We start from the raw sequence: 16,205 nt of genomic DNA, 5'->3' as shown, positions 1-16,205 counted from the left end.
TCCGATGCCCCACGTCGTCACCGGGACGTGCTGCGCCGACGCGTCCTGCGTCCTCGCGTGCCCGGTCAACTGCATCCACCCCGCGCCGGGTGAGCCCGGGTTCGGGACCACCGACATGCTGTTCATCGACCCGGCGACATGCGTGGGATGCAGTGCCTGTGTGACGGCGTGCCCGGTGGGCGCGATCGTCCCCGACACGAAGCTGACCATCGAGACCGCTCCGTACGCGGCCCTCAACGCGGAGTACTTCGAGCGGTCTCCGCACGCGGACCGCACTCCGCTGGCTCTCGTTGCGCCGCAACGACGTCTGCGCCGCGGTGGCCCGTTCCGCGTCGCGGTGATCGGTGCCGGGCCGGCCGGGCTGTACACCGCGGACGAGCTGCTCAAGCATCCCGAGGTGGCGTCGGTCGACGTCTACGACAAGCTCCACACTCCGCATGGCCTGGTGCGGCACGGCGTCGCACCCGACCACGCGACCACCAAGAAGGTCACCGACCTCTTCGAGGCGATCGAGAACGAGCCCGGCTTCCGCTACGTGCTGGGCGCCGAGGTGGGAACGACTGTCACTGTGGCGCAACTGCAGTCGGTCTACCACGCGGTGGTGTTCGCCGTCGGCGCGTCGTCCGACCGCTTGCTCGGCATTACCGGTGAGAACCTGACGGGCTCCGTGGCGGCCACCGACGTCGTCGGCTGGTACAACGGCCATCCCGACCATCGGGACGCCGCCGTCACGCTCGATCACGAGCGCGCCGTCGTCGTCGGCAACGGCAACGTCGCCCTCGACGTCGCGCGCATGCTCACCCGCGACACCGAATGGCTCTCGGAGAGAACGGACATCGCGCCGCACGCTCTCGACCAGCTCCGGGGTTCTCGGATCCGAGAGGTGCAGATTCTCGGCCGACGCGGACCGGGCGACGCGGCCTTCACCGTGCCCGAGCTGATGGGTCTCGCAGCGCTCACCGATGTCGATGTCATCGTCGAGGCGGACCCCGCGCAGCTGCAGGGTGACGATCAGCGGAGTCGCCTACTCGAGGAGCTGGCTGCTCGGCCGCGATCGACGGACGCCACGCGCCGTCGCATCGTGCTCACGTTCGCGGTGTCTCCGGTGGAGATCCTGGGCCGGGACGGCCGGGTGACCGGCGTCCGCGTCGCCCGTAACGACCTGGTCGAGGGTGCTGACGGTGCCGTCGTCGCCGTGCCGACGTCCGACGAGTACGTCCTCGACGCCGGCCTGGTGGTGCGGTCGGTCGGCTTCCGCGGTGTCGGTCTGCCCGGGCTCCCGTTCGACGAGCGCACGGGCACCGTGCCGAACGATCGCGGGCGGGTGGCGCCGGGTGTGTTCGTCGTCGGGTGGATCAAACGCGGTCCGCGCGGCTTCATCGGCACGAACAAGACCTGCGCGCAGGAGACGGTGGAGGCAGTGCTCGACCACCTGGACTCCGACATCACCGAGCCGCACCACACGCCCGACGAGTTGATCGCAGCGGCGATCCCGCGGGCGGGTGACCTGGCGGCATGGCGCCGGCTGGATGCAGAGGAGCTCGCTCTCGGTCGACGGAACGGTCGGCCGCGCGTGAAGATCGTCGATCGGCTCGATCAGGAGGCCGTCGCGGCACGTGTGAACGTCAGGGCTCCGCGGAGACTACTGCGTACGTGAGATGCTTCGGTGCGATGAGCACCGAGCGCACCACCTCCGGTGACGGCCGGAGGCGACGGTGGGATCAGCACAACGCCGACCGCCGCCGTCAGGTGATCGCCGCTGCCCTCGACGTGCTCGAGCGGGGCGTGCATCCGGGGGAGTGGGTCACGGCGCAGCAGATCGCCGACGAGGCGCGCATCCATCGCACCGGCATCTACCGTTACTTCGCCGACAGGGCTGACCTCGACGTCGCCATCCAGCGCACCATCTGTGAGCAGCTGGAACACACCCTGACGGCGTCGGTGACACTCGTGGGTCTGCCACGCTCGGTGGTGCAACGGGTGGTCGACTCGTACGTGCGCTGGGTGGTGGCCCATCCCACCTGGACGTACGTCATCGAGCAGAACGTCACCGGATCGTCCGAATCACCGCTGCAGAGCACCATCGCCCGCGTCGCCGAGAAGATCGAGGTGGCCGTCGGCGGATTCCTCGCTCTCGTCGACGCCGACCTGGGCGACGAGGACCTGCGCCTGGTCGGACCGTGGGTGTCGAGCCTCATCTCCGGCTGCGTCGGCGCGGTGAGAACGTGGCGCGCACAGGAGGATTCGGTCGATCTCGACACGTTCGCCGCCTTCCTCGCCGACACCATCTGGCTGCAGATCACCGGCCTCGGCGCGTCGAGGGGGATCACGATCCCGAACGTGCCACTCGAGCGGGTGCTGGACGGCCCCTGATTCCTGGCGTCATGGTGGCTCGCACGCTCCCGTCCACTGCTTGGGTCGGTCACTGCCCGTAGGTGAATCGGAGGTTGAAGTTGATCAGCCTGTCGATGCGCTTGCGCAAGCCACGAACGGCGTCGTCGTCCGGGCGCGGTGGGTCGAGGAGCAATGTCCACCGGAGGTTCGTCCCAGCGCCATCGTCGGCCAGGTCGAATCGAATACGGGCATCGGGTCTCGCCGGCCAGAGCGACGACCACACGACCAGCGACGGCGACTCGGTCGCGATGACGCGCGGAAGCGTCTCGTCGTCGAGCAGGTGCAACCACGGTCGTCTGGTCTCTCGACCCGGATGCGCGAGATCGTCGAAGACCACATGACGGGGCGGTGGTTGGTTCTTCCGTCGGGTCACGACCTCGTCCATGCACCGAACCGTACGGTGTCGAGGGGATCGTGAAAAACAATTTTTCGAGCACCGGAATGCTTGCCACACTGGACCGATGTGGGGCCCCGATCTCGAGTACGTCGACGAATGGACGTTTCCGCTGCTCCCCGACTCCGGAATGGGTGCGCCCACCCAGATGGTCGACGCGTGTGTCGCAGTGGGGTCGGACCTGCACTGGCGCCGGTCCGGTGCGCACCTGGACCTCGACAGACTTCGGTGGACCCTCTCGCTCCACGAGACGGGTGTCGTCGGACTCGGCGTGAACTCCAGCGGCCCTCGCCCACGCCTGAAGGCGAGCAACGTCGACGAGAGGACGCTCGGTATCGCGCGGTACACGGTTGACCTGCACATGGATCTGTCCCTCGCGGAGGCGACCGTCGTCATCGCGGACATCGTGCAGACCGAACTCGCGGGGTACCCGCCGTGGGTCGAGTGGCCCGTCGAAGAGAAGCGTCTGCTGTGGCCGACGGTCGTCGACGGCGAGGCAGTATGGCGCGATCCCCGCACCGACCGGGCAGTAGCGCCGATCGGACTGCTCGCAGCGAGAGAGGATGACTGACGTGAGTTCGTACGTACGCCCCACGATCGAGGAGCCGGTGTTCCGCGACTCCGACGGTCGGGTCATCGACTACGGGAACCTGTGGGCCGACTCTCCGCCGGAGAGTGCCTATTCCGTGACCGAACACCCGGAACGCTATGCGCCACTTCATGTGATCGCGGATCCCCTCATCGAGCACCTACGCGACACCTACGACGTCGAGATCGACGAGGGTCCGGAGGCGATTGCGGAGTTGGTTCGCCCGCATCGCGACACGACTCGTGCTGTTCGAATCCGACCGAGCGATTCCGACTGCGCGACACTGACACTGATCTTCACGTCCTACCCCGGGATCGGGATGCACGCTGGTCTGCTGCACGATTTCTACTTCCCGAGCTGCGGGTGCGACGCGTGCGACTCGACCTGGCAGGACGAAGCCGACGGCCTCGAGCGTCAGGTGTTCGCGGTCGTGAACGGCAGCTATCAGGAGAGTGTGAAGCGCGGGCTCCGTCCGATGGTCGGGTACGCATTCACCTTTCCCGACGGCGCGAGCTCGGGGCGGACCGGCGCCGGCGATATCCCCGCAGCGCGTCTCGACGCTGCGGATCCCATTCTCCGTGCACTGCCTGACGGCTGGGCCGCCTGGCCACCGCGCCAGTGATCGCACCAGGCCCATGTGTCGCAGCTAGGTGTGCGGGTATCTGCTGACGGAGGCCGAGAGGACGGGAGGTAGCCGATGGAACTGCGCATCGGCATCTCCGGCTGGCGCTACGCGGGCTGGCGGGGCGACTTCTACCCCGCGGGGCTGGCGCAGCGCCGTGAGCTCGAGTACGCCTCCCGTGCACTGACCTCCATCGAGATCAACGGCTCGTTCTACTCCCTGCAACGGCCGTCGAGCTATCAGCGGTGGCGTGCCGAAACGCCGGACGGGTTCGTGTTCGCGGTGAAGGGGCCTCGCTTCGTCACGCACATGAAGAAGCTCGTCGGAGTGGACGCGGCGCTGGGCAATTTCTTCGCGTCGGGTGTTCTCGCGCTGGGGCCACGGCTCGGGCCGATCCTGTGGCAGCTGCCGGCCACGTTCCGTTTCGACGCCACGAGGATGGCCGACTTCTTCGCGCTGCTGCCGCGGTCGACGACGGAGGCCGCTCGGCTGGGGGAGAAGCACGACGACAAGCTCGCCGACGACCGCGTGTTCCTGGACGTCGACGAGGACCGGCCGCTGCGACACTGTCTCGAGGTGCGGCACCCGAGCTTCGACTCAGCGGAGGCATACGAGCTGATGCGGACACAGGGCATCGGGTGCGTCGTGGCCGACTCGGCCGGGAAGTTCCCGATGCTCACCGAGGTGACCAGCGACGTGGTCTACGTCCGGCTGCACGGCGACACCGAGCTGTACACGAGTGGGTACTCCGACGAGGCGCTCGGCCGGTGGGCCGAGCGCATCGGTGAGTGGCGCGCTGCGAAGCGAGACGTGTACGTCTACTTCGACAACGACGCGAAGGGCTTCGCGCCGTGGGATGCGTTGCGACTCATCGAGATGACTCAGGCCGCCGGCTCGTCGTCCTCCCACAGATAGTCCTGTGGGTGGTGATAGTGGTTCACCCGGCCTGTCCTCGACGGGTCGATGAGGGCAGGCGGGTGCCACAGAGTGCGCCCGGCGTAGGGATGGCCTGGCGGCGCTGTGGTGGTGGACCATCCGAGTGCTCCGTCATGGACCATCGGATGGTGCATGTCGCACACGAAGGTGAGCGACTCGATGTCGGTGGGCCCGCCGTCCTGCCACTCGTGGATGTGGTGCGCCTGCGTGGCGACGGCGGGGCGATCGCATCCCGGTGCGGTGCATCCGCGGTCTGTGGCCATGAGGACGAGGCGCTGGTCCTCACTGGCGATGCGGCGGGTGCGGCCGAAGTGCAGTGGCCTGCCGTCGTCGTCGCCGAAGACAGCGAGGTAGTGATCGGCGTGCGACCCCATGCGGATGACGTCGCGGATCGGCATGGTGGAACCCGTTGCGGTGGTGGCCAGTCCGGTGCCTCGGATCAGGTCCTCGAGACGGGCGACGATGATGACCTTGACCGGCACACCGCGGTGCTTGCCGAGATCGTCGGAGGACAGTGTGTCGCGTAGTAGCAGCTTGAGGGCGTCGTGCCGTCGTTGCGGTGTGGTCCGGGTGTCGCGCTGGCGGGTCTCGTCGTCCGGTTCTCCGATGACGGGCGCGCGTGTGTCCTCGGGATTGCCCACTCCGAGCGCCGCGTACTTGCTGTTGTAGGCGTCGAAGTACGCCGCGGTCTCGGGATCGAGAACGAACCTGCCGCTGCGCATCCCGTCGCTGTCCTGCTTGCCCATGAAGATGCCGCGCTTGCGGACGCGCTCCGGCGGGAGCTCGAACTCGCCTTCCTCGACGATGTGCGCGGTGATGCGCTCGGCGAGAGCCGTGAGCTCCGCGGGACGCACCTCGCGCGCCGCGTCGGCCAGGTGACGCTCTGCGTGGGCGCGGGTGTCTGCATCCACAGCGGCAGGGAGGTTCTTGTCGAACTTCCTGATCACCTTCACGTGGGCCGGGTCGATGGCACCCTCGCGCAGCGCCGCAGCGGTGGCGGGCAGCTCGGGTTCCATGACGTCGCCGAGCAGGGTGGTCCTGTTGCCGAGCTGGGCGGCCACGGACAGTCGCGCCACAGCGGCTGCGCGATCGATGGTGAGGAGTTGAGCCAGCGCATCGGCGTTGTGCGCTCCGGTCTCCTCGAAGCCGCGCTGCTGGACGAGCTCGGCCAGCCACACGTGCGCCTGCGCCTGCCGCGACCGCGTCACCTTCTCGTCCCGCACCAGAAGGGCGAGACGGTCGGCCGTCCCGATGTGCTGAGTGTCGTAGGCCGCGATACGGCGCGTCAGCTCCTCCTGCGCAGCGACGAGCTGAGCGAGAACGGGGTCACCGATGGAGCCGTCGTCACGACGACCATCCCCTGCGTTTCCCCCCGAAAACATGCCTCACAGTACCGCGACCCACCGACAAAATCGAACATGTGTTCGAACTACCTACATGCGCGCAAGTGGGCTGAAACTCAGAGAAGGCCGTGGCTGATGCAGAGAAACAGCAAAACGAGAAAAGCGACGAAACTGACACCGACGGAGCTGACTTGTCCGAGAGTCGGTTTATCGGGCGCAACAATGCGCGAACGTCGTCTGGCCATGCGGAAAGTATGGCCATCCGCTGTTTCCGCTGCAAGTCATCCCGTCATCTCATCCGACTCGTCCTCGGCGTCGAAGAACTCGAAACACGCCTGAACAGGCAGAGTGCACGGAAGCGTCGTCGACCCCGTCCTCCGATCGAATGACAGGCTCTGTGGTGCGGATTGCGTACCGAAGACGCCCGTGGTGGCGCTTCGAACCCCGCCGAGAAACGTTCTCAATGGTTTTATTGCCATTTCTGGTCACATTTCCGAATTTCGGTGTCACACTCGTGCGATGTGGTGGATCGTCTACGGCATCGGCGCCGTCTGGGTTGTCGCAGCCCTGGTCATCGGCGTCGTCATGGGCCGTGCCATTCACAATGCGGACATCGAGGACGGGGCTCGCATTCTGCGCGAGGAGACGCCTCTGAACCGCAATTCCCGGACGCCCGTCACGCTCGAGTAGCGGCCCGTGAAACGGTGCCGCAATGTCCAGCAACGGCGACGTCAGCGGAAACCCGGCGCAGCGCGCCCAGCCGCGTCACCGGTCGCGCACCACCACTGCCCCGTCCGTCGGGTTCCACAGGATGCGGCCGGACTCGAAGTCCACGACGCGCTGACCGTCGGGCGCCTCGTACTCCCCGGTGACCGGGAACCCGAGCTCCGGCCGCCACTGATCGAGGATCGCGCCGACGACGGCCCACGTGCCGAACCGCGGATCGGAGAACACCCGGAACCCGCCGTCGGCCAGCAGGTCCTGGTATCCGTCGTGGAACGGGCCCGCCGGAACGAGCCCCGTGGTGCGGGCGATGTCGGCGACCGCCGGCGGCGAGGTGAGCCAGCCGCTCGAAGTCGAGTACAGGCTGCCGTGGGTGTACTGGCGGCCCGAGCCCGCGGGGAGTGCGAAGACCGGGCCCCACGGCTCGCCCAAGTCGAAGGGTGCGGCGGCGTCGAACCGGTTCGCGATGTCGCGCTGGGGCAGCCCCGCCGCGGCCAGTGCGGCCAACTGTCCGTAGACGGGTTTGGGTACGAAGGCATCGTCGAGCACACCGAAGCGCGCCTCGGGATCGGGGGACAGGCTGTCGCCGTCACGGACGGTGTAGACGTAGAACGGCCCGCCGTACGGCACCTCGCCCCACTGCTGCGCCGACTCCACGATGAGCCGCGCCTGCGTGTCCGCGTCCACGCCGGTGTCGGGCGCGCCGTACTCGGTGATCCAGATGCGTGCCGCCGCATCCCCGTGCGCCACCATCGTCTGCCGCATCCTGATGATCTGCTGCACAGCGGAATTGGGGTACAGGCCGGCGTCGGCGAGGGTGGTGCCGTAGTCGTACGCGTGGTACGAGAGCGCGTGGAACGACCCGGCCGCACCGGCGTCGTACATAGACACGAGGAACTCGTTCGAGTCCATCCGGCCGTCGGTGGTGTCCGTGTTGCCCAGTGCCCCGGCCACGACGACGGCGTCGGGATCGGACGCGGTGACGGCGGTGAAGGCGGACCGCAGCATGGCGGTGTACCGGGCGGGGTCGGGGTTCGGCCAGAAGAACAGTCGGCCGTTCGGCTCGTTCCAGATCTCGTAGGTCGACACCCGCCCGCGATACCGATCGGCGACGACGCCCGCGAACGCGCCGTACTCCTGCGGGTTCCGGGGAGCCGCTGCGGCGAGGTCGGAGAACCCGATGGCCGCCCACGCCGGTGTCGTGGTCAGCGTGGCCACCACGTCCAGGCCGGCCGCCCTGGCAGCGTCGACCACCCGATCGGAGGGTCGCCAGTCGTACTGACCCCGAGCAGGTTCGGCGAAGCGCCACGAGATGTCGATACGAACCGATGTCGCCCCGCCGTCGCGGACCGCGGCCATCGTCCGGGAGACGTCCGCGTCGTCGGCCCACAGGATGGACGATCCGGTGGAGTAGCCGAGTACCCGGGGAGGCGCCTGGAGTTCCTCGGGCACGGGCGGCGCACTCCGGTCCCGCGTGCACGCCGCCGCCACTGCCGCGGCCGCGAGCACGAGGAACCCCCGTCGGTTCACGTGGTACGTCCGGCTCGCCATCGCATCATCGGTCGTTCCACCAGGTAGTACGTCAGCGACCCGAGCGCCACCGTCAGAGACATGACCAGCACGAATCCCCACACGAGACCGAGTGCGGTGGGCGGGATGGGAATCCCCGCACGGCCGACCAGGATCAGAACGGGGTAGTGCCACAGATAGGAGGACAGGGAGACCATGCCGAGATACTTGAGCGGCGCCCAGTCGGTCATCCTCGCGAGGCGGGAGTCCTCGCCGCGGCCGAGAGGCGCGACGATCGCGAGAATGGAGGCGCACGAGGCGATCGCGAACACCGAGGAGATGTAGCGAGATCCGAGCGCGAACAACAGCATCGAGCCGGACAGCGCCAGGACGGCGATGCTGAGGAGAACCGCCGACAACCGCGACGTCGACAAGCGGGAGAAAGCTCCTCGGGCGATCGCGGCGTAGACGACGGCCGCCACCATGCCCCAGGCGAAGTGGTCGGCGAGAGCGAGGAAGCTGCGCGAGAACACCGCGACCCAGTTCGGTCCCCAGTACTGCTCGAGCGGTGGGAGGCCGCTCGCGTGCTGCAGCCTGCCGACGATGGTGTTGGCGATCAGCCCGAGCGCGATGAGCGCCACCGCGGGGATCAGCGCGGTCACGAGGGGTCGCCGGCCGCCGCGGCCGAACCGGAAGAGCAGGAAGCCCGCTATCGGGAGGACGAGGTAGAAGCCCCACTCGGTGCTCAGCGACCAGGAGGGATTGATTCCGGTCTGCAGAGTGCTGGGGAAGTACGACTGCGTCAGCGTCAGGTGCGCCAGGAGGGGCAGCGGCGCGGTGATGGTGCCGGTGCCGTCGGCGGAATGATCCCAGCCGCTCGTCACGGGATTCACCACGTAGCCGGCGCCCAGGACGAAGTTCACGATCAGGAAGATGACGATGTAGGCGGGAAACACCCGTCGGACGCGGGCGACGAAGTAGCGCTTCGTGTTCGGGAACGCTGCCCCGTCGGCGAAGCGCGTGACGTACGGAAGGTAGAGCAGGAACCCGGACAGCGCGAAGAAGAACGTGAGGGCCTGGCCCAGGAAGTCGATCCGCGTCGACGCGACGATGTTCGGGGTGTGCACCACGGCCACGTGGGCGAGGACGACGCAGATCGCGGCAACACCGCGGGGGCCTTCCAGCCCGGCGATCCAGGCCTTCCGCTGGGTCGGCGGTGCGGTGACGGGAGCGGGAGTATCGGTCACCGTGGAACCTCCTGCAGTCGAGCATGATCGGGTTCGACGGCGCTGTCGTCCGGTGTGGGTGTCGGGTTGACGGTGAGCAGAGCGAGGAAGACCGAGAACACCATCGTGACGATCGGATTGGTGACCACCGGGAAGTCCAGTTGCAGTGCGACGAGTAGGAATCCGATGAAGGCCGCACCGATCACACCGGTCTGCCAGTGCGTCGACGAGCGCATCCGTCGGTACGCGATGACCAGCGCGGCCAGCAGCAGCGCGAGGAACACGACGCCGACGATGATGCCCCCGCGATAGAGCGTCAGCAACGGGGTGTTGGCGACGTAGTTCGCGTTGTAGCCGGCCACCTCGTCGATGAGCTCGAGGGCACCCCATCCGCGCCCGAAGAGCCAATGCCCGTCCATCGATGGAAGGAAGTTCGCGAGTGCGCGGGCCCTGTCGTCGGTTCCGCGGTCGGACGAGCCGAAGCTGGACAGGAACCGCGCGTTGACGGCGGGGATGGCGAGTGCGACAGCCGCGCCCAGCAGCGTGGCCGCCACGACGAGCACGCGGGTCCGTGTCCGCAGTTGCTGGAACGCGAGGTACACCACCAGCGCGACGATCACCGACAGGATGGCCGAGCGCGACAGGGTCGCCATCAGCGCCAGTCCGATGACGGCACTCGACACGATGCGGATCCACCCGCGGGTCAACGCCAACGCGAGGGCGAAGCCGAGGAACAGAAAGATGCCCGCCACGTTCGGGTCGATGTAGGTGCCGGCCAACCGACGGATGGACGTGCCGCCCACCTCGAACCAGCGCAGCGTGGTGCCGATGGTCCCGGTGTTCCCGTACCCGATGGGGGACAGGACGGAGATCGCCGTCCCGGTGCGGTCGAAGAACAGGATCAGGAGGGAGGCGCCGCCGCCCATGGCCGCGCCGCACACATAGGACAGGCCGAAGCGGCGCAGGTCGACCGCATCGAGTCGGAGCAGCGGGAAGATCAGTGACGTCGCCGCTGCCCATTTGATGAACTCGGTGACATGGACTCCGCTGGTGGCGCTCTGGGTGACCGAGGCGAGCGAGACGAGCAGGAGCAGCGCCACCATCACGTCGAGGCTGCGCACCCGCAAGACAGGGGGCGGGTGGGTGAGCATCGCGGCCCACACCGCGACCGCGAGGAGCAGCACCGCAGGTCCCGCGCCGGGAATCACCGCGAACGGGATGCCACCGAGCGTGAATCCCAATGCGGCATAAACGAATTTCGGTGAGGCAAGGGTGACCGTCACGCCGACCACCATGCCGATCAGGCCCACCGCGAGCAGCCGGGCGGCGCTGGTGCTCGAGCCGGACAGCAGGCCCACCGCGACGGCCACACCGGCGCCGAGGATGCCCACCAGGAGAGACGCTCTGCGGGGGGTCATGGCGCCAACCACTCCTGCACCGCGCGGTGCGGCGCGCCCTCGTTCCAACGGTCGGCGTTGGCTCGGTAGAGGGCGTCGCCGTCGGCCACCGCGGCCGAACGGTCGAGCAGGTAGCGCCGGCAGCGCTGCACGAACTCGTGCTTGTCGTCGATGCCGTCGATTCCCAGGACGGGTCCGAGCGATCCGACGGCCGCGGTGGTGCCGACGACGGGCATGCCCCGGCTGGCCGCGTCGAGGATCTTCACCCGGACTCCGCCGCCGGTGACGATGGGCGCGACCATGGCGCGGCTGGTCGAGAGGAACGCGTCCAGGTCGTCGACGAAGCCCAGATCCTCCACACCGGGCGGCAGCGGTACGGGCCGTCCGGGTCCGCGCGAGCCGACGATGCGCAGTTCCGCACCGTCGATGCCGCGGGCGATGTCCGGCCACCACGTCAGCAGCCGTTCGAACGCTTCCTGGTTGGGCGACCACTGGCGGTCGCCGAGGAACACCAGTCGAGGGCCGGAACTTCCGATGTCCACTCTCGGTTTCGGAGGTAACGTCAAATTCAGCCAATGGGCTCGTCGCACCCCGTGGTCCAGGTAGAACTGTGCCTCCTCCTCCTCGTCGTACGTGCCGACGGTGTAGGCCTTTCGCGCCACACGCAGCTCGTCGCTGACGATTCGACGTGCGTCGACCCGGCCGAGCACCCCGCGGGTCGCCTTCCATACCAACGTCTCCGACACGACGGTGCTCACCGCGAGGATGGGGTCTCCGTGTCGACGGGTGTGTGCCCGCGAGGAGTGCAGGAAGGCCTCGGCCATGTAGCTGTGGTCGGCGACAAAGATGTCGGCGTCGCTGTCGTCCACAGCTTTCACGAGCGTCCCTGACGTGAAGCGGGTGTGCACCAGACTGCGACGGGTGCGCAGGCTCCGGTTCACCAAGTCTGCCGGTCGTGGGGCGGTCTTGGGGATACGGACGACGTCGGCCTCCGCCACCTCCGGGCGTCCGGAGAGGCACACGACGGCGACGTCGTACGACGACCGGGCGAGCGTGATCACCAGTTTGGCCATCGTCAGGTCGCCGGTCGACTCGAACCGGGGATCCTTGGCCAGGAGAAATGCCGCTTTCATCGAGTAGCCCTGTCGTGGAGTGGTTCTCGGATGGAGGACGACGCCGCGCCGTGCACGGCGCGGTGGTACACGAACAGCAGGGCGGCCTCGCACACGACACAGGCCACGGCCGCGCCGTACCCGCCGAGCGGTCCCACGAGCAACGCCAGTGCCGCGAGCTTCGCCACCGCGACGGCGACGGTGGCTTTCACCCGCAGGGCGTCGCGCTTCTGCACGAACAGCACCACGATGAACGAGTGGTTGATCGCCCGCGCGACCACGAACAGCGAGAGGATCAGCGTGATGTGGCCGGTGTAGTCGGCGCCGCCCCAGAGCAGGATGCCGACGCCGATGACGGCCATCGACCCACCGGTGAGCAGGCCGACCTTGACGACGTCGCGAAGCGCCGGCGCTCCCGACACGTGACCGCCGACCGCCCGGATCTTCTCGAGGTAGGTGTTGGCGTAGTTCTGGCCGATGGTCGAGATGGCCAGTGCCGCCACGAGTGCCACGGAGTAGTAGCCCGCGACCTCGTCGCCCGCGACCCACCCGATCACGACGACGTCGCCCTGCGCGTAGAGGGCGGCGGCGAGAGCCTCGAAGGAGAGCAGCGCGAACTCCTTCGGCCCGCCGGGTGCGGCGGGGGTCCGTCCGGGAACGTACCGGAGGCAGGCGGCCGCCACCACGAGGTAGGGGAGCAGGTACAGGGCCGCGGCTGTCGACAGTGACGGTGCCTCCACCGCATACAGATACGTGGCACCGAGGACGATGCTCGTGATCTGCCGGACCGCGTCGAAGCGCATGGCGACGTCGGGACGTCCCTCCCGGAGCAGGTGGCTCTTCCAGGTGTTGAACAGCAGCTCACCCGCCGCGACGATCACGGCGAAACCCACGACGAACGACGAGGTGAACGCGACGACACCGACCACCGCCACCACCGAGCCGAACAACACGCGGGCGCAGCGTTCCCGCTCATACCTGGCCTCGTCGAGTCGAAGGGAGCGGACGTAGAACGCGTTGTCGATGCCGGCGTTCACGATGGCAGCCGTCGCCACCGCCACGGCGTACTGCCCGTAGGAGCCGATGCCGAGGGTGTGGATGAGAGCGAACGTCCAGCCGAGCCCGACGAGCCGGCCGCTGTAGTTCCAGAACGACGCCACCCCCGTGCGGAGGAGATGGCTGTCGAGCGCTCTCATCGCGCCGAGTACTCGGCGGCGTCGACGCTCGCCCCGGCGGACCACGCGTCGAGGAAGACGGCCGCACAGTGGGTCATGGCATCGGCTCGCCGTACCGCGTCGACCTGGCGGGTGAGGTCGTCGAGCCGGGCGCCGTCGCGCACCACGTCGAGGACCGCGGCGGCGAGATCGTCGACGCTGTCGACTCCCACGGCGCCTCCGCGCTCCACCGTCTCGGCGAGCGCTCCCTCGGTGATGCAGACGATGGGTGTTCCGTACGCGAACGATCGGGTGACGGCGCTCGAGGCGGGATAGGCCTTGCCGTACGGATTGTGCTTGGAGTAGGGCACCAGCAGCAGTCGGATCGACTCGAAGAAGCGGTCCTCGTCGGGACCGTTGACCTCGCCCACGAGGGTCACACCGTCCATCGCCGGCAGTGCCGCCGTTCCTCGTCCGGCGGCGCGGATGTCGATGTCGACGTCCAGTTCCTCGCGCAGACGGCCGATGAGATCGAAGCCTTTGCCGCGGTAGACATGGCCGAACAGTCCGACTGCGAGTGGACGCTCCGCGGGCGGAGTGAGGTCGGGGCGGGCCGGCACGAAGATGCGTGCCGCGACCGGGTGTGACCGGGGAAAGGTACGACGGATGCTGTCGGCGCCCATCGTCGTGAGGGCGAAGACGGTGCGCCCCCGCAGTACTCGACGTTGCAGCGCGGTGGTGACGATCCGGAACGGATAGTGGACGGCGTGGTGCAGGAGGCGGTGGCGCCCCACCGACTTGGTCTTGAACGGCCACCACACCGGGTACGGCGGATCGTGCACCGTGGCCGTGACGGTCACCCCGCGCAGCAGCGATGCCCAGAACACCGACAGCGACCCGCCGCTCTGCTCGAAGTGGACGAGGGTGGGGCCCTGCGCCGACGAGGCCTTCACCAGCGCGCGGATCCGTCTCGCATGGGCGAGCACCTCGCGCGCCGTCTCCGCGCCCTCGGTCTCGATGCGGTAGTCGACGACGTCGAGGAAGTGCGGGGCGACCTCGGCGAGAAAATCGTCGGCGTAGTCGCCGACGCCGCTGCGGCCGGCAGCAGGCGCGACGTAGACCAGCCGTGTACGGGCGAGATCCACCACGTCGGGTCCCATCAGTAGAGGAGTGGGCGGAAGGTGGGGTGGTAGTCCAACGCGGACGTGCGCTTGCCCAGCGCCGTGGCGGGGACGCCGGCGGCGATCTCCATCTCGCCCACGTCGCGGCGGACCAGAGACGCGGCACCGATCACGGCGCCGGCGCCGATCTCCACGTCCCTCAGCACCGTGGCGCGGCTCGCGATCCACGCGTGGTGTCCCACGTGCACCGGCCCGAGGCGGACACCGAAATCGTCACTGTCGACGTCGTGGTCCCCGGTGATGATGTGGACGTCGGACGCGATCACCACGTCGTCGTCGATGAGGAGACCCCCGCGGGCGTCCAGCAGCACGGACGACCCGATGGACACGTTGTTGCCGATCACCAGCCGTCGGAGCCCGAACGTCGTGGAGCCCAGCATGATCGACGAGCCCGTGCCGATGGTGGCGCCGAAGAAGCGGAGCCACCCCTGACGGAGTGTGTGCGACGGGATGTGGGTGATCAGGAAGTTGAAGACGCGCTCACCCAGTTGTTCCTTGCGCGTGCTCGAGTAGGGCGCGGAGTTCACTGGGCACCGGCCGCACGCTTGGACTGATCGTCGACGTCGTGCCGCACCATCATGCGGACCAACTCGTCGAAGCCGACCTTGGGGCGCCAGCCGAGCGTCTCCCGCGCCTTCGTGGAATCGCCGATGAGTTCGTCCACCTCGGCCGGTCGCATGAAGGCCGGATCGATGTGCACCCGCTCGCTCCAGTCGGAGATGCCGATCTCGTCGAACGCGATGTCGAGCAGTTCGCGGATCGAGTGCGTCTCACCGGTGGAGATGACGTAATCGTCGGCGTGGTCGTGCTGCAGCATCAACCACATCGCCTCGACGTAGTCGCCGGCGAAGCCCCAGTCGCGCTTGGCGTCCAGGTTTCCCAGTGCGATCTGGTCCTGCAGGCCCAATGTGATGCGAGCGACGGCCTGCGACACCTTTCTGGTGACGAATTCCGGTCCACGGCGCGGTGATTCATGATTGAACAAGACGCCGGAGCTGGCATGCATGCCGTAGGACTCGCGGTAGTTGATCGTCATGTAGTGGCCGTACACCTTGGCGACGCCGTAGGGCGAGCGCGGCCAGAGAAGCGTCTTCTCGGTCTGCGGTACTTCCTGCACCTTGCCGAACATCTCGGAACTCGATGCCTGGTAGAACCGCACGTCGCGGCCGGAGCTGTCCTGGAAGAAGCGCACCGCCTCGAGGATGTTCAGCACACCGCCGCCGGTGACGTCACTGGTGAGGCGGGCGTTCTCCCACGAGTACGCGACGAAGGAGATGGCGCCGAGGTTGTAGACCTCGTCGGGCTTCGCATGGGCGACGGCGCGAATGAGGCTCACCAGATCGAGCAGGTTGCCGCTGATGATCTCGACGTACGGGTGTGTGACGCGGAGCAGATCTGCCTTGGGATTGTTCTGTCCGGCCACCAGGCCGAACACGTCGTACCCCTTCTCGTGCAGCAGTTCGGCGAGGTACATGCCGTCCTGCCCGGTGATTCCTGTGATGAGAGCTCGCTTGGTCAAGACACACCATCGCTTCCGTCAGTCGAGCTCGAGTGTCCGAAACGCCGAACTCCGTCGCGTCGTGCTCGTGTACGTCCCCGTAAACGGGGCCATTTCCGGGTATCGC

General features: G+C 67.9%; 16 protein-coding genes. 6 read left to right on the top strand and 10 right to left on the bottom strand.

Going from position 1 to position 16,205, the window contains the following annotated elements:
- The first annotated feature begins 4 nt into the window (after positions 1–4).
- Positions 5–1,657, top strand: a complete 1,653-nt coding sequence (locus OHB23_RS01855; RefSeq protein ID WP_328810747.1) for an FAD-dependent oxidoreductase — start codon at positions 5–7, stop codon at positions 1,655–1,657.
- Between the two features lie 14 nt (positions 1,658–1,671).
- On the top strand, positions 1,672–2,373 hold the full coding sequence (locus OHB23_RS01850; protein WP_328810746.1) for a TetR/AcrR family transcriptional regulator: 702 nt from the start codon (positions 1,672–1,674) through the stop codon (positions 2,371–2,373).
- A gap of 49 nt (positions 2,374–2,422) precedes the next feature.
- Here the strand turns inward: OHB23_RS01850 and OHB23_RS01845 are convergent, their stop codons facing one another.
- Positions 2,423–2,779, bottom strand: a complete 357-nt coding sequence (locus OHB23_RS01845; RefSeq protein WP_328810745.1) for a hypothetical protein — start codon at positions 2,777–2,779, stop codon at positions 2,423–2,425.
- 76 nt (positions 2,780–2,855) lie between these two features.
- On the opposite strand from OHB23_RS01845, the gene OHB23_RS01840 reads away from it, so the two are divergent.
- The 3 genes from OHB23_RS01840 (at position 2,856) to OHB23_RS01830 (ending at position 4,914) form a co-directional block, all read left to right on the top strand.
- Entirely contained in the window at positions 2,856–3,359 is a 504-nt protein-coding gene (locus tag OHB23_RS01840) for a hypothetical protein (RefSeq protein WP_328810744.1), read from the top strand.
- A 1-nt stretch (position 3,360) separates the two neighbouring features.
- Entirely contained in the window at positions 3,361–3,999 is a 639-nt protein-coding gene (locus tag OHB23_RS01835; RefSeq protein WP_328810743.1) for a DUF6226 family protein, read from the top strand.
- Between the two features lie 75 nt (positions 4,000–4,074).
- Positions 4,075–4,914 carry a DUF72 domain-containing protein gene (locus tag OHB23_RS01830; protein WP_328810742.1) on the top strand — a complete coding sequence of 280 codons (840 nt, stop codon included), beginning with the start codon at positions 4,075–4,077 and terminating at the stop codon, positions 4,912–4,914.
- Here OHB23_RS01830 and OHB23_RS01825 read toward each other — a convergent pair.
- Positions 4,881–6,317, bottom strand: coding sequence for an HNH endonuclease signature motif containing protein (locus OHB23_RS01825; protein WP_328810741.1), 1,437 nt, complete (start codon positions 6,315–6,317; stop codon positions 4,881–4,883). The genes OHB23_RS01830 and OHB23_RS01825 overlap by 34 nt on opposite strands.
- 480 nt (positions 6,318–6,797) lie before the next feature.
- Here OHB23_RS01825 and OHB23_RS01820 point away from each other — a divergent pair, with 480 nt between their 5' ends.
- The gene (locus OHB23_RS01820) at positions 6,798–6,968 is read left to right on the top strand and encodes a hypothetical protein (protein WP_328810740.1); all 171 of its coding nucleotides are present in this window, start codon (positions 6,798–6,800) and stop codon (positions 6,966–6,968) included.
- Between the two features lie 75 nt (positions 6,969–7,043).
- Here OHB23_RS01820 and OHB23_RS01815 read toward each other — a convergent pair whose 3' ends face one another.
- Genes OHB23_RS01815 through OHB23_RS01780 form a run of 8 tightly spaced genes read right to left on the bottom strand, consistent with a single transcriptional unit; the run spans position 7,044 to position 16,099 of the window.
- Positions 7,044–8,552: a cellulase family glycosylhydrolase gene (locus OHB23_RS01815; protein ID WP_328810739.1), complete on the bottom strand. Its 1,509-nt coding sequence runs from the start codon at positions 8,550–8,552 to the stop codon at positions 7,044–7,046.
- Positions 8,528–9,757: an acyltransferase family protein gene (locus OHB23_RS01810; RefSeq protein WP_056443883.1), complete on the bottom strand. Its 1,230-nt coding sequence runs from the start codon at positions 9,755–9,757 to the stop codon at positions 8,528–8,530. Before OHB23_RS01810 ends, OHB23_RS01815 begins: the two co-directional genes overlap by 25 nt.
- A complete protein-coding gene (locus tag OHB23_RS01805) occupies positions 9,754–11,154 on the bottom strand; it encodes an O-antigen ligase family protein (RefSeq protein WP_328810738.1) in 1,401 nt (466 codons plus the stop codon). Before OHB23_RS01805 ends, OHB23_RS01810 begins: the two co-directional genes overlap by 4 nt.
- Positions 11,151–12,266 carry a glycosyltransferase gene (locus tag OHB23_RS01800; RefSeq protein ID WP_328810737.1) on the bottom strand — a complete coding sequence of 372 codons (1,116 nt, stop codon included), beginning with the start codon at positions 12,264–12,266 and terminating at the stop codon, positions 11,151–11,153. Before OHB23_RS01800 ends, OHB23_RS01805 begins: the two co-directional genes overlap by 4 nt.
- Entirely contained in the window at positions 12,263–13,441 is a 1,179-nt protein-coding gene (locus OHB23_RS01795; protein WP_328810736.1) for a hypothetical protein, read from the bottom strand. The genes OHB23_RS01800 and OHB23_RS01795 overlap by 4 nt, the downstream gene beginning before the upstream one ends.
- Complete coding sequence (locus tag OHB23_RS01790) at positions 13,438–14,559, bottom strand: glycosyltransferase family 1 protein (RefSeq protein ID WP_328810735.1); 1,122 nt, start codon at positions 14,557–14,559, stop codon at positions 13,438–13,440. The genes OHB23_RS01795 and OHB23_RS01790 overlap by 4 nt, the downstream gene beginning before the upstream one ends.
- A complete protein-coding gene (locus tag OHB23_RS01785) occupies positions 14,559–15,107 on the bottom strand; it encodes an acyltransferase (protein ID WP_051613483.1) in 549 nt (182 codons plus the stop codon). The genes OHB23_RS01790 and OHB23_RS01785 overlap by 1 nt, the downstream gene beginning before the upstream one ends.
- Positions 15,104–16,099, bottom strand: a complete 996-nt coding sequence (locus OHB23_RS01780; RefSeq protein ID WP_328810734.1) for a GDP-mannose 4,6-dehydratase — start codon at positions 16,097–16,099, stop codon at positions 15,104–15,106. The genes OHB23_RS01785 and OHB23_RS01780 overlap by 4 nt, the downstream gene beginning before the upstream one ends.
- Positions 16,100–16,205: the final 106 nt, after the last annotated feature.

This window comes from Rhodococcus sp. NBC_00294 (assembly GCF_036163995.1).
Lineage (GTDB): Bacteria > Actinomycetota > Actinomycetes > Mycobacteriales > Mycobacteriaceae > Rhodococcoides.
This window is presented reverse-complemented; position numbering and strand designations above follow the sequence as displayed.